General features: G+C 48.3%; 21 protein-coding genes, 1 rRNA gene and 1 pseudogene. 14 read left to right on the top strand and 9 right to left on the bottom strand.

Annotation, left to right across the window (positions count from 1 at the left end):
- Positions 1–5: 5 nt before the first annotated feature.
- Together PGN_RS02220 and PGN_RS02215 are read left to right on the top strand one after the other, a co-directional pair.
- Entirely contained in the window at positions 6–1,229 is a 1,224-nt protein-coding gene (locus tag PGN_RS02220; RefSeq protein WP_012457524.1) for an HAD-IIB family hydrolase, read from the top strand.
- 31 nt (positions 1,230–1,260) lie between these two features.
- Positions 1,261–1,932 carry a M15 family metallopeptidase gene (locus tag PGN_RS02215; RefSeq protein WP_039416928.1) on the top strand — a complete coding sequence of 224 codons (672 nt, stop codon included), beginning with the start codon at positions 1,261–1,263 and terminating at the stop codon, positions 1,930–1,932.
- A gap of 172 nt (positions 1,933–2,104) precedes the next feature.
- Here PGN_RS02215 and PGN_RS02210 read toward each other — a convergent pair whose 3' ends face one another.
- The 5 genes from PGN_RS02210 to PGN_RS02190 all read right to left on the bottom strand — a co-directional run bounded on the left by PGN_RS02210 (position 2,105) and on the right by PGN_RS02190 (position 6,879).
- Positions 2,105–2,545: a hypothetical protein gene (locus PGN_RS02210; RefSeq protein ID WP_144399391.1), complete on the bottom strand. Its 441-nt coding sequence runs from the start codon at positions 2,543–2,545 to the stop codon at positions 2,105–2,107.
- Between the two features lie 19 nt (positions 2,546–2,564).
- Positions 2,565–3,011: a hypothetical protein gene (locus tag PGN_RS02205; RefSeq protein WP_021664877.1), complete on the bottom strand. Its 447-nt coding sequence runs from the start codon at positions 3,009–3,011 to the stop codon at positions 2,565–2,567.
- A gap of 61 nt (positions 3,012–3,072) precedes the next feature.
- The gene (locus tag PGN_RS02200; protein WP_021663839.1) at positions 3,073–3,540 is read right to left on the bottom strand and encodes an HU family DNA-binding protein; all 468 of its coding nucleotides are present in this window, start codon (positions 3,538–3,540) and stop codon (positions 3,073–3,075) included.
- A gap of 29 nt (positions 3,541–3,569) precedes the next feature.
- Positions 3,570–4,472 carry an IS982-like element IS195 family transposase gene (locus tag PGN_RS02195; RefSeq protein WP_012457521.1) on the bottom strand — a complete coding sequence of 301 codons (903 nt, stop codon included), beginning with the start codon at positions 4,470–4,472 and terminating at the stop codon, positions 3,570–3,572.
- Positions 4,473–5,352: 880 nt separating this feature from the next.
- Positions 5,353–6,879, bottom strand: coding sequence for a T9SS type A sorting domain-containing protein (locus PGN_RS02190; RefSeq protein WP_012457520.1), 1,527 nt, complete (start codon positions 6,877–6,879; stop codon positions 5,353–5,355).
- A gap of 246 nt (positions 6,880–7,125) precedes the next feature.
- On the opposite strand from PGN_RS02190, the gene mutA reads away from it, so the two are divergent.
- The 4 genes and pseudogenes from mutA to PGN_RS11755 form a co-directional block, all read left to right on the top strand.
- On the top strand, positions 7,126–8,982 hold the full coding sequence (gene mutA / locus PGN_RS02185; RefSeq protein WP_005875479.1) for a methylmalonyl-CoA mutase small subunit: 1,857 nt from the start codon (positions 7,126–7,128) through the stop codon (positions 8,980–8,982).
- 28 nt (positions 8,983–9,010) lie between these two features.
- Entirely contained in the window at positions 9,011–11,158 is a 2,148-nt protein-coding gene (gene scpA, locus PGN_RS02180) for a methylmalonyl-CoA mutase (protein ID WP_004585637.1), read from the top strand.
- Between the two features lie 735 nt (positions 11,159–11,893).
- The gene (locus PGN_RS02170; RefSeq protein WP_012457518.1) at positions 11,894–12,796 is read left to right on the top strand and encodes an IS982-like element IS195 family transposase; all 903 of its coding nucleotides are present in this window, start codon (positions 11,894–11,896) and stop codon (positions 12,794–12,796) included.
- Between the two features lie 14 nt (positions 12,797–12,810).
- Positions 12,811–13,063: pseudogene (locus PGN_RS11755) on the top strand (IS3 family transposase); the annotation flags it as partial.
- A gap of 69 nt (positions 13,064–13,132) precedes the next feature.
- Here PGN_RS11755 and PGN_RS02165 read toward each other — a convergent pair.
- Positions 13,133–13,525: a hypothetical protein gene (locus tag PGN_RS02165; protein WP_005875131.1), complete on the bottom strand. Its 393-nt coding sequence runs from the start codon at positions 13,523–13,525 to the stop codon at positions 13,133–13,135.
- Entirely contained in the window at positions 13,522–14,046 is a 525-nt protein-coding gene (locus tag PGN_RS02160; protein WP_012457515.1) for an RNA polymerase sigma factor, read from the bottom strand. Before PGN_RS02160 ends, PGN_RS02165 begins: the two co-directional genes overlap by 4 nt.
- Before the next feature lie 485 nt (positions 14,047–14,531).
- Here PGN_RS02160 and PGN_RS02155 point away from each other — a divergent pair, with 485 nt between their 5' ends.
- The 7 genes from PGN_RS02155 (at position 14,532) to PGN_RS12100 (ending at position 21,195) form a co-directional block, all read left to right on the top strand.
- Positions 14,532–14,939 (top strand): DUF6249 domain-containing protein, encoded by a 408-nt coding sequence (locus tag PGN_RS02155; RefSeq protein ID WP_012457514.1) that lies wholly within the window; start codon positions 14,532–14,534, stop codon positions 14,937–14,939.
- 18 nt (positions 14,940–14,957) lie between these two features.
- Positions 14,958–15,617, top strand: coding sequence for an ABC transporter ATP-binding protein (locus PGN_RS02150; RefSeq protein ID WP_005875129.1), 660 nt, complete (start codon positions 14,958–14,960; stop codon positions 15,615–15,617).
- 24 nt (positions 15,618–15,641) lie between these two features.
- On the top strand, positions 15,642–16,916 hold the full coding sequence (locus PGN_RS02145) for an ABC transporter permease (protein WP_012457513.1): 1,275 nt from the start codon (positions 15,642–15,644) through the stop codon (positions 16,914–16,916).
- A 22-nt stretch (positions 16,917–16,938) separates the two neighbouring features.
- A complete protein-coding gene (locus tag PGN_RS02140) occupies positions 16,939–18,201 on the top strand; it encodes an ABC transporter permease (RefSeq protein ID WP_012457512.1) in 1,263 nt (420 codons plus the stop codon).
- Positions 18,202–18,270: 69 nt separating this feature from the next.
- Positions 18,271–19,377 carry an efflux RND transporter periplasmic adaptor subunit gene (locus PGN_RS02135; RefSeq protein WP_012457511.1) on the top strand — a complete coding sequence of 369 codons (1,107 nt, stop codon included), beginning with the start codon at positions 18,271–18,273 and terminating at the stop codon, positions 19,375–19,377.
- Positions 19,374–20,741: a TolC family protein gene (locus PGN_RS02130; protein WP_005875133.1), complete on the top strand. Its 1,368-nt coding sequence runs from the start codon at positions 19,374–19,376 to the stop codon at positions 20,739–20,741. Before PGN_RS02135 ends, PGN_RS02130 begins: the two co-directional genes overlap by 4 nt.
- Positions 20,742–21,066: 325 nt before the next feature.
- Positions 21,067–21,195: a hypothetical protein gene (locus tag PGN_RS12100; RefSeq protein ID WP_257719867.1), complete on the top strand. Its 129-nt coding sequence runs from the start codon at positions 21,067–21,069 to the stop codon at positions 21,193–21,195.
- Between the two features lie 18 nt (positions 21,196–21,213).
- On the opposite strand, the gene PGN_RS11575 is transcribed toward PGN_RS12100, so the two are convergent.
- Positions 21,214–21,387, bottom strand: coding sequence for a hypothetical protein (locus tag PGN_RS11575; RefSeq protein ID WP_012457510.1), 174 nt, complete (start codon positions 21,385–21,387; stop codon positions 21,214–21,216).
- A 327-nt stretch (positions 21,388–21,714) separates the two neighbouring features.
- Between PGN_RS11575 and PGN_RS02125 the strand changes: the two genes are divergently transcribed.
- Entirely contained in the window at positions 21,715–22,617 is a 903-nt protein-coding gene (locus tag PGN_RS02125; protein ID WP_012457509.1) for an IS982-like element IS195 family transposase, read from the top strand.
- A 297-nt stretch (positions 22,618–22,914) separates the two neighbouring features.
- Here the strand turns inward: PGN_RS02125 and rrf are convergent.
- A 5S ribosomal RNA gene (gene rrf / locus PGN_RS02115) occupies positions 22,915–23,025 on the bottom strand.
- Positions 23,026–23,085: the final 60 nt, after the last annotated feature.

Raw genomic sequence — 23,085 nt, 5'->3', positions numbered from 1 at the left:
CTGCAATGAAGTATAAAATCATAGTCATAGATGTATTCAACACCCTGCTCAATAACAAGTATGAGCTGACGGAAGAGAACCGCAATGCACTCCTCTATATCCAGAAAGAGCTGGGGATCCGTGTCGTACTCACTTCCGGTCGTACTGTGGCGGCACTGAAGCCACTCGCAGAGGAGTTGAATCTTAGGGAATATAGCGGCTATCTCATCCCTTATCACGGAGGACAGATCGTAAACTGTCGCTCGGGCAAAGTCATCGCTTCGCACCGGATGGCTACCTCTTTTGTCGATGTGTTGGAGGCTCGTGCCCGGGCCGAAGGTGTTACCTTGTTGGCATTCGGCAAGGATTCCATATTCTCCACCGATCCCCATGATCCCCTTGCAGTGAAAGAATCGGATATTTGTGGCCAGCCGCTTGTATCCAAACATCCTCGTTCTTCGGAGGTGATCAAGTGTTCTTTTGTCGGTGAGGCAGAGAAAATCGCAGAGCTGGAGGTCGTGATGCGGCGCGACTATGGAGACAAATTGAATATATTCCGCTCTTCGGAAACGCTGCTTGAGTGCCTTCCGTCCGAGGTGCAGAAGATAAAAGCCATATCCGACCTCTTGGACAAGTTGGATTTGTCGCGCGACGAACTTGTTTCGGTCGGAGACAGCTACTGCGATGTGGAGATGATCCAACTGGCCGGCTTGGGTGTGGCCGTGGCGAACGCTCGGGAGGCGGTCAAAGCTTGTGCCGACTATATTACGACGAGCAACGAGGAGAATGGCGTCGCCCACTTGGTGGACAAGTATATCCGACACGAATATGAAGCCGTTCCTTTCTCCGTAGAAGATGTCAATAGCATTGTGCCGGGTACGCTCATGGAGAGCCTTGGTATTCGCTGCACCAAGATCGCGCGTGGCTATGTCGAGGCAACGATGCCGGTGGATATTCGCACTCGTCAGCCTATGGGTATTTTGCATGGAGGAGCCAGCTTGGCTTTTGCAGAGACCCTTGCCGGATTCGGTTCCGTGGCACTCTGCAATCCGGGAGAGATACAGGTGGGATTGCAGGTGAGTGGCAACCACGTCTCTTCGGCTCTTGAAGGCGATGTGCTTCGGGGCGAAGCCTCCATTATGCACCAGGGACGCAGCACACACGTATGGAGTATCAATATCTATTCGACCAAGAGTGGCAAGCTGATTTGCACCTGTCGCGTGTTGAACTCCATCCTGAAACAGCGGTAAGACGTTTTTTCCCTCTCTTTCGTCCGGTTCGATGTATCGTCTCTTTGTCGGTATTGCAGTTGCGATGGCATTGAATACGATGCTCTGTGCGCAGACTTTCTCCGAAGAAGATTTCCGCATACGAGGCTACGTCGATATTCACCGTCTCGACACTACGATTCGTCTCGCCCTCATTTATTCTACGACGGACAACTTCGTGGGCGAAGATATGTACGGCGACTTCGATAAAGCCTATTTCGAAAAGGGCTTTGCCGAATGCATCCGTCAAGCGCAGCGACTGCTACGCAAAGAATATCCGGACTATTCTCTACTCATCTACGACGCATCCCGTCCCATCAGCATACAGAGGCGTATGTACACCCTCGTGAAGGGAACTTCCAAGGCTGTCTATGTAGCCAACGGAAACAGAGGAGGGAAGCATAACTACGGAGTCGCTGTAGATCTTACCATCGTGGATCGTGATGGAAAACCGTTGGATATGGGCACTCCTGTCGATCACTTTGGCCGAGCGGCACATGTGGGTCAGGAAGAACGCTTGGCCGCAGACGGCCTGATCAGCCGAGAAGCTGTCCGGAACCGCCGGTTGCTACGTCGCATAATGAAGTCGGTCGGGCTGGTACCCTATCGCAGGGAGTGGTGGCATTACGAACTGCCGGAGAGCATGAGCCACACCCGCTCACATTATCGCTTGCTCGACTTTTGAATATGATTTGGTGTCCGAATCGATCGAAGGCTCTATGTTTTCGGATACCTGGTTCTATCATGATAGCAAAAGGGCTGTACCTTATGGGATTCCTTCCCTTGGCACAGCCCTTTTTCGTTATAGCAATTTAATCTAATAATAGTTCAGAAAAGATTCATAGCATCCCAAAAGATCATGAATCAGTTTTTTCTCTATTAGGATAAGTCCCTAAAATATCTAGAACTTGCTTCAAAAACTTTTTGTTTTTCCTTATTATCATACGCGAAATTATTATAGCTATTATATTAAGGGGTATAACAATAGAGGTAAACGATTCGCTTGGATCTTTTATTTCTAATATAATGACAATGAGAATGAATATTGCAACAAAAGGCATAAAGCATAAATAAAAGAAACTGAACTTTGACTTTCTTCCCCAGAGAATCTCGCTTTCCCGATATTCCCGAAAAACTTTAGCATCAGTTGGATGCTTTAGAGGTTCTTTCAGGTCTTTCTCCATGAATTTCTCAAAAGTCTCAATAGATAGTTTTGCTAGTTGTGACACAAAAGCACCGCAGAAAAGAAGATATATTATTATCTCTGCTCCTAACATACTCAAAATTGAATTCCACATAATAAAAACAGGTGTATTTTTAGTATTTGTAATTCAGCCACGCTAATGTAAAGGCCATACATGCCAATTGCTTTCCATCCATTTCTCTTATTTTAGTCCCAATTTTATCTTCAATCGCCACAATGGTTTCCGGAAATTCATTTTCCATCATTGTGTACAAGATACTCTTTATATTCTGTACCGCTCTGAAAGGGGGATAAAAATCGGTGTCACTAAGCACCTCAAGGTTATAGAATATGTCACCAATAGCATAGAACTTCAGTTCTGTGGTACATTTCTTATACTCAATTTTGATAAGGATACTATTACCTCTGGTTTGATATGAGCAACTTTCGTATGTATTCATCGGGTGAGCCATTCTTGCAATAACTTCTCCTCCTCTTTGTTCCATAAAGTTGTCGAAAGATTGTGCTGATACTCCACAGATTGAAAGTATCAACATTATTGACAATATTATATTTTTCATAATTCCTGATTTTTTTGATATTGATTTTTAATTACCTTAATGAGATTCTTCTTTTTTCTTTTTATAGGCCTCCGCTTCCGCCGGGTTGCTCGCCGCCGCCTTCGCTCGGAGTGGAGGGAGAGGTGGTGGTATCTACTTTCTGACCGTTGCGGTAGACGGCGAAGCGGATGTTCTCGGCTACGGCCGAGAGGGTGCGATTGATGTAGAACTGAATTTTGGCCTTTTTGAGGATGGAGGCATTGACCTCTTTCTCCGTCTCCACGTACTTGGAGGGAACGGCCACGCGGAAGGTGCCGATCTGTCCGAGCTTGACGGTATTGCCCTCGGTGAGTTCGCGCTGGAGGTAGTAGGCGAGTCGGTCGATGGCGTTGCGCACATCGCCTGTGGTCAGGGAGGACATCTCTGCAATGTCTTTGATGACGTCCTCGTACTCGATTACTCGGGGTTTGTCCACTTGGGCATAGTACATGGTCTTGCCTTTGTGCTTGCCGATCTTCATGATCTGGCTCTTGACTGATAAGTTCAGCATAAGAATAATTGTTAAAACGTCAGTTCGATCTAAGCGGAAATAGGAAAGTTAGGGTTTCTGATGATTTCAATATTGAGTTCAGGCTTTTTAGGCAGGATGTTGTAAGCGATGATACCGGAGATCAGGTTGGTGACAAAATTGTTGACACTGCGATGTCTCGTGTGCTCTATCTGACAGACATTTTTGAGCATATCATTGACCGTTTCGATCAAGGCTCTCTTTCTCAATAAAACTTTGTCATATAGATGCATCAGGGAGTTCTTCATGTTCTTTTTGATTTTGGTTATCATGTGGATGTCATCGACAAAGAGCCGGTCAAAAAGGTTTTGGGAAATGTAGCCTCTATCGGCAATGAGTTTGCCAAAAAGATTCTTGGTGAATGTTCCGTCTTTCAGAGGTTCTCTGTCATCACAATTGCCCGGTGTGATTTGATAGTTGATGATTTCACCCCTGTCGTTGATAACAATATGTAGTTTGAATCCATAAAACCAACCCATGGTGCTTTTGCCTTTTTGAGCCCATCCCCTCATTGTCCTATGCCCATGAGCTCGTTTGATATGACAAGCCTTCAGTGGGGTGGAATCGATGAAAGAGATGCCTGTACATTGACCCAAACAACACATATTGAGAAATGCTATCAGCTTGAAACCTACCCTGCTTTGCAGCTCCACAAAGCGATTATAAGAGACAAGATGTGGGAACTCGGATCGACAAGAATGGGTGATGTATTGAAGATAAAAAGCTTTCAAATCTCGGTATCTTGACAGATGAAAAAGGATCAGGATGGTCATGACCTCACTGTCCGACATCTTAAACTTTCTATTCCTGCGTTTTTTGTCTGCCTCTTCGAGGGTCTTTTTCTTGATTGCTTCATCAAAAAGCTTGGAGAAATCATCTATGATGCAAAAAACATCAACTATATTTGTCTTCATAAAGTAGCGTTTTGTTTGTTCGTATCTTATTGATTGTCAACAGCTAAGATACAAATAATTCGCTACTTTTTCAAGCATAATGCCCACGTTCTTTGGGCGTTTAACCCTAATCAGAAAACAAATCCATTGGCTTTTTCTTACGTCGAACTGACGTTGTTAAAGGGTTAATATGATAATGAAATGTTGTCAGTCCAAGAAGACCCCCAAGGGATCCCTATTGAGACCCCCGAGGAGTCTCCTATGGGATCCCTAAGGAGTGTCGGGTGGGACCCCTTAGGGGTCTCAGGAGGGATCCCTCGGGGGTCTTGGTGGAGATCCCTTAGGGGTGTGGATCCCGAAAGAAAGGGGAAAGGGTATGAGGTATCCTGCGAGACTTCCCGATGGAGGCCTTGCAAAGGTTGTAACAGGCTGCTTGTCAGCCGTTTATAAATGTAAAATGGGGGGGGGGGGGTAAAATGCCTTTATTCGGCATTTCGACAGCCGCTACGGGGTTATCGTCAGTAGTAAGGATTTGAGGGGATTTCAAACGGAAAAAGCGCAAAGAACGACTTGGTATGCAGTCGTCCGCGAAGGTGGTTTTCTTTGCTTCTATGTCCCGATACATGGTTCCCGATAAATCTGATTGAGAGAGCACCAAAGGTAGAAAATATATTCAGACGATCGAACTCTTTTCGATATTTTTTTCGAGTGTAATAGGGGGCGTCGAGTGTATAAGTTGTGAAAATAGTGTCCGACGTAAGCCTTTCCCGCTGATCTGCGTAAGATATAACGGTTTGTAAATTGCTATTTGCTGCTTTATCGGACACGAGTGATTGGTTTTGTTAGCCGAGAAGAGTCTGCCGGGGAGCAGACTTTTCTCGGCTGTATTGGGTCGATTGCCTTAGTCCGCGAGTACTATCTTGAAGAACTCCGTCTTCTTGTCGCGAGTGATAGCTGCTACATAGATACCTGCAGACAGATGCTTAAGATCCAATGAGCTTACTACGTTTTCTGCTTTGGCAACTCCTTGTCCGTTCGTATTTACGATGCGAATGTCGCAGGGAGTGCTGTTGCCTGTGTACAACGTTTTACCACTGGAATAAACACGGAATGGATTGGTCGAAAGCAGTTTGTCCATTGATGTCGGGAGGTTGAGGCTCTTATTCAGACGATAGTAGTGGTTCTTGTACGTCCCATTGGGGAACTTGAGCGTGAAAGCAAGGGTTTTGCCATCGTCGCTCATGGCAGGCTCGCCTACGAATACTTTGAAACCATGGAGGTATTCATTTTCGAGCGTCAGGTCATATTCCGCTTTTAACCATTTGTCAAACGGAATGACTTCATTGGAGCCGAGCGTGTACATCACATTGTGGTGGATGCCATCCATAAACCGGTTCAGTAGAAAAGCCGTGCCACTGCTCGTGACCATAAAAGGCTCGGTCTTGTAATATTCAATCAGCGCATACGAATCATCTGCAATGGAGAGGAGCAACGGCTGGCTTCCTTTGTCCTGTTCTCCCGTGAAAAGAGCCGTGCCGATGGTCGTACCCTGATTGTCCATGAATGGATACCCATGGAGGGCTTTCCCCGTCCAGAATGCAGCGGCCAAAGCATTCCATTGCTCCACGGCAGCGTAGTACTGCGCCAGCTGCTCTTCGTACTCAGGGGTTCCCGGCTCGGCCGTTACCATTTCTTCCTCTATGGGAGGATTGCCCGGGCTTGGTTGGTCGAGGTTGAAGCAAAATGACTCGCCTTTGATCCGATATTCGTATTCACCGGCAGCATTTCTCTCCCAGATGATGGGGAAAATGTATTTGCTGAGCCCATCTACCATATGTCCCAATACGATTCTGCCGTCGTTGCTTATCTGCATCGGATCCACGTGGAAGACTTCGGATTCGGTCCAGCAGTCGTTTTTCGGCTTGATCAACTTTCTGTACCGGTATGTGCCGTCCTCCTTGCGTTCGTACAGGAAAGCATCCGAGATCAGGGTCATATCAGGCAGCGAGTTCGTGTATGAATTGACCGTATATTTCTGGTCGGGAGTCACATGACGGAGCCATCCTCCCGAGAATCCTTCCGGTTTGGGCAGATCCGTCCACTTGCCATCCTTGTAGAGGCCGTATTTAATGCCCTCATTGTCTATCCGTGAAGCCCATATACTGCCGTCGTTATTGATGCTCTTAAGGTACACGGTTAGGTTGTCTCCTCCGAGAGTCGTCAACGTCTGATTCATCTGGGTATCATAGACATAGGATACGCCGTTTTTCCATCCACCCATATAGCGACCATCGGGAGAGAGGCGATTGATCGGGTAGTCAATATTGCTCCCGAGCTTGTGGTGTGAGGATTGTGTAGTGCCTTGTGCACACATTGCGATCGGTAACATGGCCAAGGCCATGCATAAGGATAGAAGTCTTTTTTTCATAACGCTTGTATTATGGTTATTGCAGTTTGGTCTTGTGATTAGACTCTCGTGAAAAAACGTTTCCGATTCAGCAAAAGTAATGCCCTTTTTACTCAAATGTATTATTTGATCATCAAAATCTCAGTGTGCTGATTCTCGCGCGTAAAAGATACTTCGTAAGTGTAAAATAGCTTACTTTGTTAGTTGCAAATAAAATTGTACAGTCGGAAAAATAAAGTATCACAATACTCACTCTAAGTTAAAATTATGGCAAAAGAAAAAGAAAAGCTCTTTTCCGAATTCCCTCCGGTTTCGAGAGAAGCCTGGATCGATAAGATAACGGCCGATCTCAAGGGGGTTCCCTTTGAGAAGAAGCTTGTCTGGCGGACGAACGAGGGCTTTAATGTCAATCCGTTTTATCGCAGAGAGGACATCGAGGATCTGAAGACAACGACTTCTCTTCCTGACGAGTACCCTTATGTGCGATCCACCCGAATGCACAACGAATGGCTCGTACGCCAAGACATCGTTGTCGGGGACAATGTGGCAGAAGCCAATGAGAAAGCCCTTGACCTGCTCAACAAGGGTGTGGACTCGTTGGGTTTCTACCTGAAAAAGGTTCATATCAATGTAGATACATTGGCTGCTTTGCTGAAAGACATAGAGCTGACAGCCGTGGAATTGAATTTCAACTGTTGTATCACACGTGCCGCAGACCTGCTGTCAGCATTCTCTGCATATGTCAAAAAGGTTGGTGCCGATCCGAATAAATGTCATGGTTCGGTCAGCTACGACCCGTTCAAAAAGCAGCTCGTCCGCGGCGTATCCAATCCCGATTGGGTGAAGATGACACTCCCCGTCATGGATGCTGCACGCGAACTGCCTGCTTTCCGGGTGCTCAATGTAAATGCCGTGAATCTGTCCGATGCCGGCGCATTCATTACCCAAGAGCTGGGATATGCTTTGGCTTGGGGCGCAGAGCTGTTGGACAAGCTGACCGATGCCGGCTACAAGCCGGAGGAAATCGCTTCACGTATCAAGTTCAACTTCGGTATAGGATCCAACTACTTCATGGAGATAGCCAAGTTCCGTGCCGCTCGCTGGCTGTGGGCTCAGATCGTCGGCTCGTATGGCGATCAGTACAAGAACGAAACGGCCAAGATCCACCAGCATGCTACGACGTCCATGTGGAACAAGACCGTTTTCGATGCACACGTAAACCTCCTGCGCACACAGACCGAAACCATGTCCGCAGCGATAGCCGGAGTGGACTCCATAACCGTATTGCCTTTCGATGTCACCTATCAGCAGAGCGATGACTTCTCGGAGCGTATCGCTCGCAACCAGCAGCTTTTGCTCAAAGAGGAGTGCCACTTCGACAAGGTTATCGACCCTTCGGCCGGATCTTATTATATCGAGACGCTGACCAACTCCATCGGAGAGGAAGCGTGGAAGCTGTTCCTCTCCGTAGAGGATGCGGGCGGTTTCACTCAGGCTGCTGAGACAGCAAGCATTCAGAAGGCTGTCAATGCAAGCAATATCAAACGCCACCAGTCGGTGGCGACTCGCCGCGAGATCTTCCTCGGGACCAACCAGTTCCCCAATTTCACGGAAGTTGCCGGCGACAAGATCACTCTTGCTCAGGGAGAGCATGACTGCAACTGTGTCAAATCCATCGAACCCCTGAACTTCAGTCGAGGGGCATCCGAATTCGAAGCTCTCCGTCTCGCAACGGAAAAGAGCGGCAAAACGCCCGTCGTCTTCATGCTCACTATCGGCAATCTGGCCATGCGTCTGGCACGCTCTCAGTTCTCAAGCAACTTCTTCGGCTGTGCCGGCTACAAGCTGATCGACAATTTGGGCTTTAAGTCCGTGGAGGAAGGTGTGGATGCGGCATTGGCAGCAAAAGCCGATATCGTAGTGCTCTGCTCCAGTGACGATGAATATGCCGAGTATGCTCCGGCTGCATTCGACTATCTTGCCGGCCGTGCCGAGTTCGTAGTGGCCGGTGCACCGGCTTGTATGGCGGATCTTGAGGCTAAAGGCATCCGGAACTATGTGCATGTGAAGTCCAATGTCCTCGAAACGCTTCGTGCCTTCAACGACAAATTCGGTATTCGGTAGTATCCATCCCTAAAGCAAAGAATCAAAGATGAAACCTAATTATAAAGACATCGATATTAAGTCCGCCGGCTTCGTGGCTAAGGATGCTACGCGCTGGGCGGAAGAAAAGGGCATCGTGGCTGACTGGCGTACTCCGGAGCAAATCATGGTAAAGCCCCTCTATACGAAGGACGACCTTGAAGGCATGGAGCATCTCGACTATGTATCCGGTCTGCCTCCTTTCCTGCGAGGCCCCTATAGCGGCATGTATCCCATGCGTCCGTGGACTATTCGCCAGTATGCCGGATTCTCTACGGCGGAAGAGTCGAACGCTTTCTATCGTCGCAATCTGGCCTCCGGTCAGAAGGGTCTGTCCGTGGCATTCGATTTGGCCACGCACCGCGGCTATGACGCGGATCATCCGCGCGTGGTGGGCGATGTCGGCAAGGCCGGTGTTTCCATTTGCTCGCTGGAAGATATGAAAGTCCTTTTCGACGGTATTCCATTGAGCAAGATGTCCGTTTCCATGACGATGAACGGAGCTGTTTTGCCCATCCTGGCTTTCTACATCAATGCCGGACTGGAGCAGGGAGCAAAGCTCGAAGAGATGGCCGGAACGATCCAGAACGACATCCTCAAAGAGTTCATGGTGCGCAACACTTATATCTATCCGCCTGAATTCTCGATGCGGATCATTGCCGACATCTTCGAGTACACTTCTCAGAATATGCCCAAGTTCAATTCGATCTCAATCTCCGGTTACCACATGCAAGAGGCAGGAGCCACCGCCGACATCGAAATGGCTTATACGCTGGCAGACGGTATGCAGTATCTCAAAGCCGGTATCGATGCCGGTATTGATGTGGATGCTTTTGCTCCTCGTCTCTCATTCTTCTGGGCCATCGGTGTCAATCACTTCATGGAAATAGCCAAGATGCGTGCGGCACGCCTCCTATGGGCCAAGATCGTGAAGAGCTTCGGGGCGAAGAATCCCAAGTCATTGGCTCTGCGCACACACAGCCAGACGTCAGGCTGGTCGCTGACGGAGCAGGATCCGTTCAACAATGTCGGACGTACCTGTATCGAAGCTATGGCAGCCGCTTTGGGGCATACCCAGTCGCTGCACACCAATGCTCTCGATGAGGCTATCGCCCTGCCGACGGACTTCTCGGCACGTATTGCCCGTAATACCCAAATCTATATTCAGGAGGAAACTCTCGTCTGCAAGGAAATCGATCCCTGGGGCGGCTCCTACTATGTGGAAAGCCTGACCAACGAACTCGTACACAAGGCGTGGACACTCATCAAGGAAGTACAGGAGATGGGCGGAATGGCAAAAGCCATCGAGACCGGACTACCCAAGCTGCGTATCGAAGAAGCTGCTGCCCGTACACAGGCTCGTATCGACTCGCACCAGCAGGTTATCGTGGGGGTAAACAAGTATCGTCTGCCTAAGGAGGATCCTATAGATATTCTTGAGATCGACAATACGGCTGTTCGTAAGCAGCAGATAGAGCGTCTCAACGATCTCCGCTCTCACCGTGATGAGAAAGCGGTGCAAGAAGCCCTTGAGGCTATCACCAAATGCGTGGAGACGAAAGAGGGCAACCTGCTCGACCTTGCGGTCAAAGCTGCAGGGCTGCGTGCCTCTTTGGGTGAGATCTCGGATGCATGTGAGAAGGTTGTGGGAAGATATAAAGCAGTAATCAGAACTATTTCAGGCGTGTACTCATCCGAATCGGGAGAAGATAAAGACTTCGCCCATGCCAAAGAATTGGCAGAGAAGTTTGCAAAGAAAGAAGGCCGTCAGCCGCGTATCATGATCGCCAAAATGGGACAGGACGGGCATGACCGTGGTGCCAAAGTGGTCGCTACCGGCTATGCCGACTGCGGATTCGACGTCGATATGGGGCCTCTGTTCCAAACACCGGAAGAAGCCGCTCGTCAAGCTGTGGAAAACGACGTGCATGTGATGGGCGTTTCCTCTCTGGCAGCCGGTCACAAGACGCTGATCCCTCAGGTAATAGCAGAGTTGGAGAAGCTCGGCCGTCCGGATATTCTGGTGACAGCCGGAGGTGTTATACCGGCGCAGGATTACGACTTCCTCTATCAGGCCGGTGTCGCTGCCATCTTCGGCCCCGGTACCCCCGTGGCCTATTCGGCAGCCAAAGTGCTTGAGATTCTTTTGGAAGAATAATCTCTACTCTCGATAAGGAGTATTTCAGCATTCTCTGTATGGCCGCTCATATGATTCCTCGAAAGGGAGTCGTATGAGTGGCTTTTTTATGTTCGAGTATCCTCTCATATGAGACCATAGTATCCTCTCATATGAGACCATAGTATCCTCTCGTATGAGACCATAGTATCCTCTCGTATGAGACCATAGTATCCTCTCATAGGAGACCATAGTATCTTCTCGTATGAGACCATAGTATCCTCTCGTATGAGACCATAGTATCCTCTCGTATGAGACCATAGTATCCTCTCATGTGAGACCATAGTATCCTCTCATGTGAGACCATAGTATCTTCTCGTATGAGACCATAGTATCCTCTCATGCGAGACCATAGTGACGTGTACTGAAAAAAGCTAACACGCAGAGAGGTCTAAAGACTGTTAATTATGTCGAAACATTTGACCGATTCCGAGCGTCTTCACATTGTGAAAGAATATCTCGGCAGCACCCGGAGCAAGTATGCCATCGAGAAGAAGTACAACATCGCCCAAGGACTTATTAAGGATTGGCTTCGTAAATTTACGTCAGTTCGACGTAAGAAAACGTCAGTTCGACGTAAGAAAAAGCCAATGGATTTGTTTTCTGATTAGGGTTAAACGCCCAAAGAACGTGGGCATTATGCTTGAAAAAGTAGCGAATTATTTGTATCTTAGCTGTTGACAATCAATAAGATACGAACAAACAAAACGCTACTTTATGAAGACAAATATAGTTGATGTTTTTTGCATCATAGATGATTTCTCCAAGCTTTTTGATGAAGCAATCAAGAAAAAGACCCTCGAAGAGGCAGACAAAAAACGCAGGAATAGAAAGTTTAAGATGTCGGACAGTGAGGTCATGACCATCCTGATCCTTTTTCATCTGTCAAGATACCGAGATTTGAAAGCTTTTTATCTTCAATACATCACCCATTCTTGTCGATCCGAGTTCCCACATCTTGTCTCTTATAATCGCTTTGTGGAGCTGCAAAGCAGGGTAGGTTTCAAGCTGATAGCATTTCTCAATATGTGTTGTTTGGGTCAATGTACAGGCATCTCTTTCATCGATTCCACCCCACTGAAGGCTTGTCATATCAAACGAGCTCATGGGCATAGGACAATGAGGGGATGGGCTCAAAAAGGCAAAAGCACCATGGGTTGGTTTTATGGATTCAAGCTACATATTGTTATCAACGACAGGGGTGAAATCATCAACTATCAAATCACACCGGGCAATTGTGATGACAGAGAACCTCTGAAAGACGGAACATTCACCAAGAATCTTTTTGGCAAACTCATTGCCGATAGAGGCTACATTTCCCAAAACCTTTTTGACCGGCTCTTTGTCGATGACATCCACATGATAACCAAAATCAAAAAGAACATGAAGAACTCCCTGATGCATCTATATGACAAAGTTTTATTGAGAAAGAGAGCCCTGATCGAAACGGTCAATGATATGTTCAAAAATCTCTGCCCGATAGAGCACACGAGACATCGCAGTGTCAACAATTTTGTCACCAACCTGATCTCCAGTATCATCGCTTACAACATCCTGCCTAAAAAGCCTGAACTCAATATTGAAATCATCAGAAACCCTAACTTTCCTATTTCCGCTTAGATCGAACTGACGTTAAATTTGGTTTGGAATACAAAATTCTTCCGGAACAAACGATGGAAGCATCCCCTAATCCCAACAGCGATTTAACGCCCGGTGAAAAAGAAGAGTTGGAGCAACTCCGCAAGAAGTTCGTCTCCTAAAAACCAAGTTCAAATGCGAGAGCTTAGGGCACGAAGCCTACAAACTCATGATTGAATTGGCAGAAGAAACCTATGGTATCGAGATCAGAAAAAACTCCGAGGCCAAGTAGTCGAGCGTTTGTCAGAAGGGGGAAATCGGATTTTTGATGTATTTCCCTCCTTTTTTTCGACGGGATGCGTAGGTTGTCGGAACGGTCTATGACTTGGTGTCGCGATGCTTCGTGTTGCGATATAGTTCGTAGAGGAACAGCCCGAAGAGGATGACCACGGACAGGAAGATCAGAGGTGCTCCGGCTATATCGCTGCCCAAACCGACGAAGGGATTGCGGAAAGATCGGTCTTGAACCAAGCTATCGAAATCGAGACCGCTAAACAATCCCTTGGAGTCTAATACTACGAAGACAACCACCGCAAGGACACATACTCCCACCATGGCGATGCCGAACAGACGATGGGCACGCCGTTCGCGCCGAGCAGCTTCCTCTCTTACGGCACGCATCACGTCGAAGCGTTGTTTGAGTCCGGCCGGCTGTTTGGGTAACTGTCGGAACAGCTCTTTGAGCTTTTTGTCTTCTATATTCTGTTTCATTTTCTCATCATTTTATAGAGTTTGGTGCGAAGTCGGTGGAGCTTGACCTTCACGTTGGACTCCGACATACCGGTCACTTCCGCTATATCCCGAACCGACAAGTCATCCGAATAGAACATGAGCAGCAAGGCTTTGTCGGCGGCCGGCAGCGAATCCAATGCTTGCTGCAGCAGCTCCGGATCCTCTCCGGACGGTTCGAGATCTTCGTCCGGCACATCGGGTAGCTCCTCCACCCGATCGGTTACATAGGCCTTGCGGCGACGAAGATGGTCTATCGCCTCATTATAGGCGATTCGGTAGATCCATGTGGAGAACGAACTCCGACCGTCGAATCGACCGATATGCCTGAAAGCCTTTACAAAGGTGTCTTGCAGCAGATCGGCCGCATCCTCTTCGTCCTGTAGCAGCCGACAGAGGAGAGCATACAGCATGTCGCTGTATCGCTCCACCAAAGGGGCGAAACTTTCTGTATCGCCCGCCTGCACGGCACTGATATAGTAGCTGTCGGATTGCTTCTCCATCTCATCGCTTAGACGCACATTTGTCGATTCGGTTACAGTCCCGGGTGAGATCTTTCGTCAAACTTACACGAAAACATCCATTTTGAGACCTCATTCTCCCCTATCTATTCAGATGAACTCCGTGTGCTCGGCTCCTTCCTTTTTCTCCACATCCCGATGACTATTATCATATATTGGTTACACGGACATACCACCTGCGAGAAAAATTTTTCAGCCTTAGTCTTGCAGATTTCAAAACTAAGGTATACTTTTGCGGTGTACTATTTGGCTAATACGCATATATACGGACGAGAAATTTGTCCGTTATAGCGCAAGCATAAGAGAAGAAAGCAAGAGAAACGAAAAAGACAACAAAGCAGGATCGACGGTAGCGACCTCTCTTCAAGAGGGTAACCAACGATACAGAGGTGTAACCTTTTCGAGCACTATCCGTCAAAGAGGCAAACAAACCCAAGTAATAACCCTCAAACTAAAAAGAAACGATTATGAACTTAGAATCTGTTTTGGTACCTGCGGTAGTGTTCTACTTCATCTTTAAGATTTTCGAACTCTACGTACGCCGAGGCGAACGACTTCGCCTGATCGAGAAGCTCGACTCCTTGCCTTCTCCCGAAAGAAATGCAGACTTAACACAGTTAACTTCCTCCTTTAGCACCCGAGACAATCAAGGGCTCGGCATCAAAGTAGGTTTCATGATGGTAGGCATGGGCATCGGACTGCTACTGGCTTTCTTTCTGACATTTGTTTTCCAACATGCAATAGAAAATCTTGACGGCTGGAGCTTCGGCCACACATTCGAAACCCTTTCGGGAATCTGTCTGCTGATTTTTGGCGGTCTCGGACTTCTGATTCCTTCCATCATCATGCGCAAGGAGAAGAGAGACAAACAATAAAAGAACAATCGCAATAAAATGATCGACATCAAAGGCATCCACAAAACTTATCCGGGAGCACAACCTCTACACGTGCTCAAGGGTATAGATCTGCACATCGCCAAAGGGGAGATGGTCTCTATCATGGGAGCATCCGGATCGGGCAAGAGTACGCTGCTGAACATCCTCGGTGTACTCGACACCTACGACGAGGGCGAGTATCGCCTGCACGGCGAACTCATCCGCAATCTCTCCGAGAACCGAGCGGCGGAGATACGAGGCAGACTGATCGGATTCGTGTTCCAAAGCTTCAATCTGATCTCATTCAAAAATGCAGTGGAGAACGTTGCCCTACCCCTTTACTATCAGGGCATGAGTCGCCGCAAACGCAATGAGATGGCCATGGAATACCTCCGACGGGTGGGGCTGGAAGATTGGGCTGATCATCTACCCAACGAACTTTCGGGTGGACAGAAACAGCGCGTTGCCATAGCTCGCGCTTTGGCTGCCAAGCCACAGGTCATTCTGGCGGACGAGCCTACGGGAGCACTCGACAGCGTTACGACAGTAGAGGTGATGGAGCTGCTGCGCAGTGTCAATCGCGATGGGATCACTATGGTGATCGTCACGCACGAACAGTCGGTAGCCGACAGTACGGATCGGATTATCCATATCAAAGACGGCATCATCGGGGCCTAAGACCTGAAAAGAGCGATAGACGGTATGTTCGACTTAGACAATTTGCACGAATTAGGAGCCACCCTGCGCAAGAATATGCTGCGTACGGCTCTCACCGGCTTTGCCGTAGCCTGGGGTGTACTGCTGCTAATACTGCTGCTGAGTGCCGGCCGTGGATTCCAGCATGGCATCCGGCACAATGTGGAGCAGTTCGGTATGGGCACGAGTGCTATCAGCTTCTCCACATGGCGTACCGGCAAGGAGTACGGAGGCTATCCCAAAGACAGATACATAGAGCTGACACCTGCTGACTGCGACTATCTGGTCAAACTCAATCCCGATCTGATCGAAGGTGCGGCATACTATACCAACCAGTGGAGCTACGACGTACAGTACGAGGATCGAACACACTCGACTCCTACGAAAGCCGTATCCGGAGAATACGGCAATATGGTCAAGACGCATCTGATCGAAGGACGTTTCCTTTCCACATCGGACGATGCCATGAAGAGAAAAGTAATAGTCCTGTGCGAGCAGACGGCTGATGTCTTATTCGGGGAAAGCATTTCGCCCATAGGGAAATACGTAAATCTGTCCCAAATCCCGTTCCTCGTCGTAGGCGTCTGCAAAGGCGAACAGGGGCAATTCAGCCCCAATTATATTCCTTTCGCCACCTATTCAGGTGTTTTTGCCAAAGGGTTCAGTCTGGACTGCACGCTGTTCATGAACTGCCCGTCGGTGCGAACCGAGGAGGACGTGGAGAGACTCAAAGTACTGCTCAATCGCCAACTGGCCTTCCGCAAGGGCTATGATCCTACCGATATGGAAGTGCCCTATGTCGATGCACCGGTGACGGACATGAAAATGATGGACAAGATATTCAATGGCATGGATGTTTTTCTTTGGATTATCGGGTTGAGCACCCTTGTCATCGGAATTATCGGAGTGGCCAATATCATGCAAGTGACCGTCAATGAAAGACAGCGCGAAATAGGCATTCGCAAAGCACTGGGAGCCAAGCCAAGGGCTATCATCAACATGATTCTGACAGAGGCGGTAGTGGTCACACTGTTTTCCGGACTGATAGGCTTGGTGGCCGGCGTTGGTCTGATGGAGTTCGTATCGCATTGGGTACAGACCACCGGTGTCGGGAGCAGACAGGTAGAAGGAATAACGCTGACACTCTTCCGCGATCCGAGCATCGACCTGAGCACTGCCCTATTAGCTCTGATAGTCATGGTAGTAAGCGGTGCCATAGCAGGATACCAACCCGCCCGCAAAGCCGTACGAATCCCCGCGGTGGAGGCGATGAGAAACTAAACGAAGGAGGAGAAAGGAGACTATGAGATTTTTCGATAGAGATCGCTGGATAGAGATCTGGCATACGATCTACAGCAATCGCAGACGCAGTCTGGCCACAGCCTTCGGTGTATTTTGGGGTATCTTCATGCTCGTCGTACTGACCAGTGTGGGAGCCGGCTTCAGCAATGGTATTCTACGTGAGGTATCGGGCATTGCCTCTAATTCTGCTTTTTACTGGACCAACCTGACCTCAAAACCTTATATGGGTTTCCGCAGCGGTCGAAACTGGAGTATGACCTCCGGAGATATACGGACGGTTCGCAGCCAAGTTCCCGAAGTGGAGTTCATCAGCCCGATCATGTGGGGTGCGAGATCGAATAAAAACGTCGTATTCGGAGACAAGTCCGAGACATACTCGATAGTAGGAGCAGAACCTGATTATTTCGAGATCAGTCGCGTCAATATCCTGCAAGGCAGAATGCTCAATGCCGTGGACGATAAGCTACGCAGGAAAGTGTGCATGATCGGAAAAGAAGTAAAAGAAAAACTATTCGGGACTACCGACCCTATCGGTCAGGTGCTGCGCGTAAACGGACTATATTATAGAGTGATAGGTGTGCTGGAAGCAAAAAGCAACAACGTTACTATCGGATCATCGCCCAAAAGAAGCGTTTACCTTCCCTATAGCGTGCTACAACAAATATCCAATAGCGGCAATCGTGTGGAGAACTTCGCTGTCAGCGCCTATCCTTTAGCCGACATGAAACAAATGTTCAGGAAGATCGAAACCATCATTCGCAGCCGCAATCAGATAGCACCGGATGATGACAAAGCTCTTTCCAAATTCGATATTTCAGCTCAGTTCCAACTGATGAATATGATTTTCACCGGTATCAATCTGCTTGTTTGGATCGTCGGTATCGGTACTCTGCTTACAGGTATCGTAGGCGTCTCCAATATCATGCTTGTCACCGTCCGCGAACGAACGCGAGAGATCGGTGTTCGACGAGCTCTGGGGGCCAAGCCTCGTACGATCATCGGACAGATCCTGAGCGAATCCCTCCTGCTGACGACTTTGGCCGGACTGCTGGGATTGATATTCGGCGTGGGATTGATGAGTGTGGTCGATATGGCTTTTTCCCAAAGCTCTTCCGGAAATTTTCCTTTCTATAATCCTTTGATACCATTCGGTACCGCCTTGCTCTCTCTATTTATCATCATAGCCGGCGGTATACTCGGAGGGTTGCTCCCTGCCTATCGGGCTATCCAAATCAAAGCGATCGATGCCATCAGGGATGAATAACGACTTTGACATTATTATTGCCTCCTAACATAATTCGAATAAAGAAAAACAAATAAGATAAGAACCAAGATGAAAAAGTATTTCAAGATCTTCCTTTGGGTGCTGTTGGCCGTTGCAGTGATCGGCACTTTTATGTTCCTCTGGCAAAAGTCCAAAGCCAAACCCAAAGAGTACCAAATCGAAACGGTAACCAAGCAAGACACGATCGAGAGCAAGACGGTGATCACCGGTACGGTAGAGCCGCGCGACGAAGTGCTCATCAAACCACAGATGAACGGCATCGTAGCCGAACTGCTGCACGAAGCCGGAGACGTGGTACAGAGCGGAGACGTGATCGCCCGCCTCACTGTCGTTCCGGAAATGATCCAGCTTAGTCAGGCCGAGAGCCGTGTCCGTATGGCGGAGATTTCATACGAGCAAGGCAAAGAATCGTATGCCCGCAGCAAAGATCTTTTCGACAAATCGGTCATCGCTCTCGAAGAGTTCGAGGCAGCCGAGGCGAATTTCGCCAAAATCAAAGAGGAACTGTCCAATGCGCGTGAAGCCATGGAGATCGTAAAGAAAGGTGCCAGCAGCCGTACAGCCAAACAGAGCAATACGCTTGTGCGCAGCACGGTAACAGGTAAGATCCTGAATGTCCCGGTCAAAGTGGGTAATTCGGTCATTCAGGCCAATACGTTCAACGAGGGAACGACCATCGCTTCGATAGCGGATATGAACGATTTGATTTTTGTCGGCAAGATAGACGAGACGGAAGTCGGTCGCATTCGACTGGGCTCTCCCATGCGCATTTCGGTGGGAGCATTGGGGAAAGAAAGTTTTCCTGCCACAGTAGAATACCTTGCGCCCAAGGGAAGTATCGTAAACGGAGCTGTACTGTTCGAAGTGAAAGCTTCGGTACATATTCCAAGCGACAGAGTAATCCGTGCCGGCTATAGTGCCAATGCTGAGATCGTACTCGAAGGAGCCTATGGCGTACCGGCCATACCCGAAGCTTGTATAGAGTTCAGTGGCGACAGCACTTTTGTGCAGGTGGTAAAAGCAGAAAAGCCGCTACAGACCGAACGCCGTCAGGTGAAAACCGGCGTGTCGAACGGTTCGAATATCGAAATCAAAAGCGGACTTAAAGGCGGTGAAAAGGTACGTGGAATAGAAAAAACCGAAGAGAAGAAATGAAACGGACAATCCTCCTGACGGCACTGACCGTCCTATCTTCGCTCTCCTTGCTTCGTGCACAAAATGAATCCGAAGCATCAACCAATCCGATGTCAGGCCTCTCCCTGGAAGACTGTATCCGGATAGCCAAGGAGCGCAACCTGAATCTGCGCAGACAGGAGATCGAACAAGAAAACCGAATCATTAGTCTCGATGCAGCACGACACAGTTTCCTGCCCTCGGTCAATGCAGGCATCGGACACAACTATAGCTTCGGACGTTCGAAAGACAAAACGGGAGTAACCGTAGATCGCTCCTCGATGAATACCAATCTCAGCATCGGAGCTTCGGTGGAAGTATTCAGCGGCACACGTCGTCTGCACGACCTCAAGCAGCAAAAGTACAACGTGGAGGATGGTATAGCCCGACTTCAAAAAGCGCGTGAAGACCTCAGCCTGCAAATCGCGGCTCTCTATATCAATTTGCTCTTCCGTCAGGAAATGACTCGTACGGCAGAAACACAGTTGGCACTGATTCGCGAGCAACGCAATCGCACGGCCGAAATGGTTCGCGTAGGTAAATGGGCAGAGGGTAAGCTCCTCGACATAAATGCCCAGATGGCCAAGGACGAACAACTTCTCGTACAATATCGTTCGGAGGAGGAGCTGGCTCGTCTGGACTTGGGGCAAGCCCTCGAACTGGAGCATCCCGAAAGCATTGCAGTCAAGGCTCCCGACACAGACGTTCTCGTAGCAGAAAGGTTGGGATCTCTCCTTGCTCCCGAAGAGATCTATCGCACGGCTCTCGGCTTGAAACCGGCACTGCATTCGAGCGAGCTGCAAATAGCTTCGGCACGCGAAGGTCTGGCCTCGGCTCGTGCGGCATACTTCCCGACGCTCAGCCTCTCTGCCGGATACAGCAACGGTTACTTCCGCGACCTCGGCAAGGAGTATGCCGCCATCAACCCCTCCTTCTCCGAACAGTGGAAGAACAACGGCAGCTACAGTATCGGACTCTCTTTGAATATCCCCATCTTCTCTGCCATGCAAACGCAAGATCGCGTTCGGAGCAGTCGCCTGCAAATACGCTCAAGCGAGCTTCGACTCGTCGAAGAGAAAAAAGCCCTCTATAAAGAGATCAGGCAAGCATACAGCAATGCCGTGGCAGCCGATAAGGCCATCGCAGCAGCCGAAAACAGCAAGGCCGCTACGCTCAAGGCATACGAATACGCTCGCGACAGCTTCGAGGCAGGGCGCTTGTCTGCCTACGAATATGCCGAGGCAAAAACAAAATACGCCCTCAGCCAAGTGGAAGAACTTCGTGCCAAGTATGACTTCATATACAAAGCCAAAGTTTTGGATTTCTATCAGGGCAAAGACTTCTAAAAGACTCACAAGAAAACTATCTTTGAACCCTCAGCGAGGTGTTCATGAGATCTATCAGGACCCCGACATCGTAGGGTGCTGCGTCAAAATTCGTTTTGCCACAGCACCCTTTTAACGTCAGTTCGACGTAAGAAAACGCCAATGAATAATTCTTTTCCTGATCAGAGATTGATGCCCTAAGATTCTCCGGCAAATGTATAGGGGGTATCCTGCTTCTGCTTGGATCGAACCAACATTGAAATTCGGATTGCTTTTGACAGAATGTTGCAGTCCGCACAGGAAGATGGGCTATACCATAGGGCAAGATGCCGGTACTCCGTAGAGGATGATGGGCTACCCCGTATGGCTCTTCGAGGTACGCTGTAGAGCTCGGCGAGGTACGCTCTACAGCGTAGCGAGCCGAGCCGTAGAGTTCCGCTCCGTGAGCCGTAGAGGTGGCCGAGCTGAGCCGTAGAGCCCGGCGCAGCGAGCCCTACAGCGTACCTCGAAGAGCCGTAGAGCGCAGCTCGGTACGCTCTACGGCGTAGCCCGAGTCGCTGTAGGGCGTAGCTCGACCCCCTTTCGGAGTATATTCCGAACGGCTATAAAACAATACGGATTCGATCCAAGAAAAACATGCAATATGCTGTTTGTCAATGTATTTCATTTGTCTGTTGAGAGGTTTCAGCTTCGAGAGGCTCCGACGTCCGATGAGACGTCAAATTTTTTCCCTTTCATTTTCTGATCGCTTATAGTCATATCCCAACAAGAGCTTGATCGATAAGGCGGCTCTCATGAGAATCGACACCATATCGCTTATATCGAACTCACCTTATAAGAACGTCAGTTCGACGTAAGAAAAAGCCAATGGATTTGTTTTCTGATTAGTGGTAAACGCCCAAAGAACGTGGGCATTATGCTTGAAAAAGTAGCGAATTATTTGTATCTTAGCTGTTGACAATCAATAAGATACGAACAAACAAAACGCTACTTTATGAAGACAAATATAGTTGATGTTTTTTGCATCATAGATGATTTCTCCAAGCTTTTTGATGAAGCAATCAAGAAAAAGACCCTCGAAGAGGAAGACAAAAAACGCAGGAATAGAAAGTTTAAGATGTCGGACAGTGAGGTCATGACCATCCTGATCCTTTTTCATCTGTCAAGATACCGAGATTTGAAAGCTTTTTATCTTCAATACATCACCCATTCTTGTCGATCCGAGTTCCCACATCTTGTCTCTTATAATCGCTTTGTGGAGCTGCAAAGCAGGGTAGGTTTCAAGCTGATAGCATTTCTCAATATGTGTTGTTTGGGTCAATGTACAGGCATCTCTTTCATCGATTCCACCCCACTGAAGGCTTGTCATATCAAACGAGCTCATGGGCATAGGACAATGAGGGGATGGGCTCAAAAAGGCAAAAGCACCATGGGTTGGTTTTATGGATTCAAACTACATATTGTTATCAACGACAGGGGTGAAATCATCAACTATCAAATCACACCGGGCAATTGTGATGACAGAGAACCTCTGAAAGACGGAACATTCACCAAGAATCTTTTTGGCAAACTCATTGCCGATAGAGGCTACATTTCCCAAAACCTTTTTGACCGGCTCTTTGTCGATGACATCCACATGATAACCAAAATCAAAAAGAACATGAAGAACTCCCTGATGCATCTATATGACAAAGTTTTATTGAGAAAGAGAGCCCTGATCGAAACGGTCAATGATATGTTCAAAAATCTCTGCCCGATAGAGCACACGAGACATCGCAGTGTCAACAATTTTGTCACCAACCTGATCTCCGGTATCATCGCTTACAACATCCTGCCTAAAAAGCCTGAACTCAATATTGAAATCATCAGAAACCCTAACTTTCCTATTTCCGCTTAGATCGAACTGACGTTATAAGAATAACGCGCAGCAAGGGGGAGGAAAGCAATTGGCCGATTATCCTTTGCTGTGTCCGACTGAGGATGAGAAGAGAAAAGGAAAGGAAGATGAAGGAAAAAAGAAGGGAGGAAGGAAAAGGAGGAAGCAATAGAGGAATAGAGAGAAAAACAAAATGATTTTTGGAGAGAGAGAAAATAAAAAAGGAGAGAGCCTCGGACTCGAGACTCTCTCCTTCACCTTTTTTTTCCGGGGGAGGAGGGTGAGATCCTATCCCCCCCTCTCTCTCACGTTTCTTAAAAACGGCGGCGTCCTACTCTCCCACTGTGACGCAGTACCATCGGCACCGTTGGGCTTAACTTCTCTGTTCGGAATGGGAAGAGGTGGATCCCCAACGTTATAACCACCTGAATACCTCAAAAAGGCAATCGACATATCGAAAGTCCAACAAATAATTCCTCAAGCTTTGCG

The organism is Porphyromonas gingivalis ATCC 33277 (assembly GCF_000010505.1).
GTDB classification, from domain to species: Bacteria; Bacteroidota; Bacteroidia; order Bacteroidales; family Porphyromonadaceae; genus Porphyromonas; species Porphyromonas gingivalis.
This window is presented reverse-complemented; position numbering and strand designations above follow the sequence as displayed.

Bases quoted from the DNA above. Each gene is read 5' to 3' on its own strand.
- PGN_RS02200 (WP_021663839.1), bottom strand. From the start codon at position 3,540: ATGCTGAACTTATCAGTCAAGAGCCAGATCATGAAGATCGGCAAGCAC.
- PGN_RS02210 (WP_144399391.1), bottom strand. From the start codon at position 2,545: ATGTGGAATTCAATTTTGAGTATGTTAGGAGCAGAGATAATAATATAT.
- PGN_RS02125 (WP_012457509.1), top strand. From the start codon at position 21,715: ATGAAGACAAATATAGTTGATGTTTTTTGCATCATAGATGATTTCTCC.
- PGN_RS02140 (WP_012457512.1), top strand. From the start codon at position 16,939: ATGAGATTTTTCGATAGAGATCGCTGGATAGAGATCTGGCATACGATC.
- PGN_RS02130 (WP_005875133.1), top strand. From the start codon at position 19,374: ATGAAACGGACAATCCTCCTGACGGCACTGACCGTCCTATCTTCGCTC.
- PGN_RS02150 (WP_005875129.1), top strand. From the start codon at position 14,958: ATGATCGACATCAAAGGCATCCACAAAACTTATCCGGGAGCACAACCT.
- PGN_RS12100 (WP_257719867.1), top strand. From the start codon at position 21,067: ATGATGGGCTACCCCGTATGGCTCTTCGAGGTACGCTGTAGAGCTCGG.
- PGN_RS02215 (WP_039416928.1), top strand. From the start codon at position 1,261: ATGTATCGTCTCTTTGTCGGTATTGCAGTTGCGATGGCATTGAATACG.
- PGN_RS02160 (WP_012457515.1), bottom strand. From the start codon at position 14,046: ATGGAGAAGCAATCCGACAGCTACTATATCAGTGCCGTGCAGGCGGGC.
- PGN_RS02190 (WP_012457520.1), bottom strand. From the start codon at position 6,879: ATGAAAAAAAGACTTCTATCCTTATGCATGGCCTTGGCCATGTTACCG.
- PGN_RS02135 (WP_012457511.1), top strand. From the start codon at position 18,271: ATGAAAAAGTATTTCAAGATCTTCCTTTGGGTGCTGTTGGCCGTTGCA.
- PGN_RS02220 (WP_012457524.1), top strand. From the start codon at position 6: ATGAAGTATAAAATCATAGTCATAGATGTATTCAACACCCTGCTCAAT.
- PGN_RS02165 (WP_005875131.1), bottom strand. From the start codon at position 13,525: ATGAAACAGAATATAGAAGACAAAAAGCTCAAAGAGCTGTTCCGACAG.
- mutA (WP_005875479.1), top strand. From the start codon at position 7,126: ATGGCAAAAGAAAAAGAAAAGCTCTTTTCCGAATTCCCTCCGGTTTCG.
- PGN_RS02155 (WP_012457514.1), top strand. From the start codon at position 14,532: ATGAACTTAGAATCTGTTTTGGTACCTGCGGTAGTGTTCTACTTCATC.
- PGN_RS11575 (WP_012457510.1), bottom strand. From the start codon at position 21,387: ATGAAATACATTGACAAACAGCATATTGCATGTTTTTCTTGGATCGAA.
- scpA (WP_004585637.1), top strand. From the start codon at position 9,011: ATGAAACCTAATTATAAAGACATCGATATTAAGTCCGCCGGCTTCGTG.
- PGN_RS02145 (WP_012457513.1), top strand. From the start codon at position 15,642: ATGTTCGACTTAGACAATTTGCACGAATTAGGAGCCACCCTGCGCAAG.
- PGN_RS02205 (WP_021664877.1), bottom strand. From the start codon at position 3,011: ATGAAAAATATAATATTGTCAATAATGTTGATACTTTCAATCTGTGGA.
- PGN_RS02170 (WP_012457518.1), top strand. From the start codon at position 11,894: ATGAAGACAAATATAGTTGATGTTTTTTGCATCATAGATGATTTCTCC.
- PGN_RS02195 (WP_012457521.1), bottom strand. From the start codon at position 4,472: ATGAAGACAAATATAGTTGATGTTTTTTGCATCATAGATGATTTCTCC.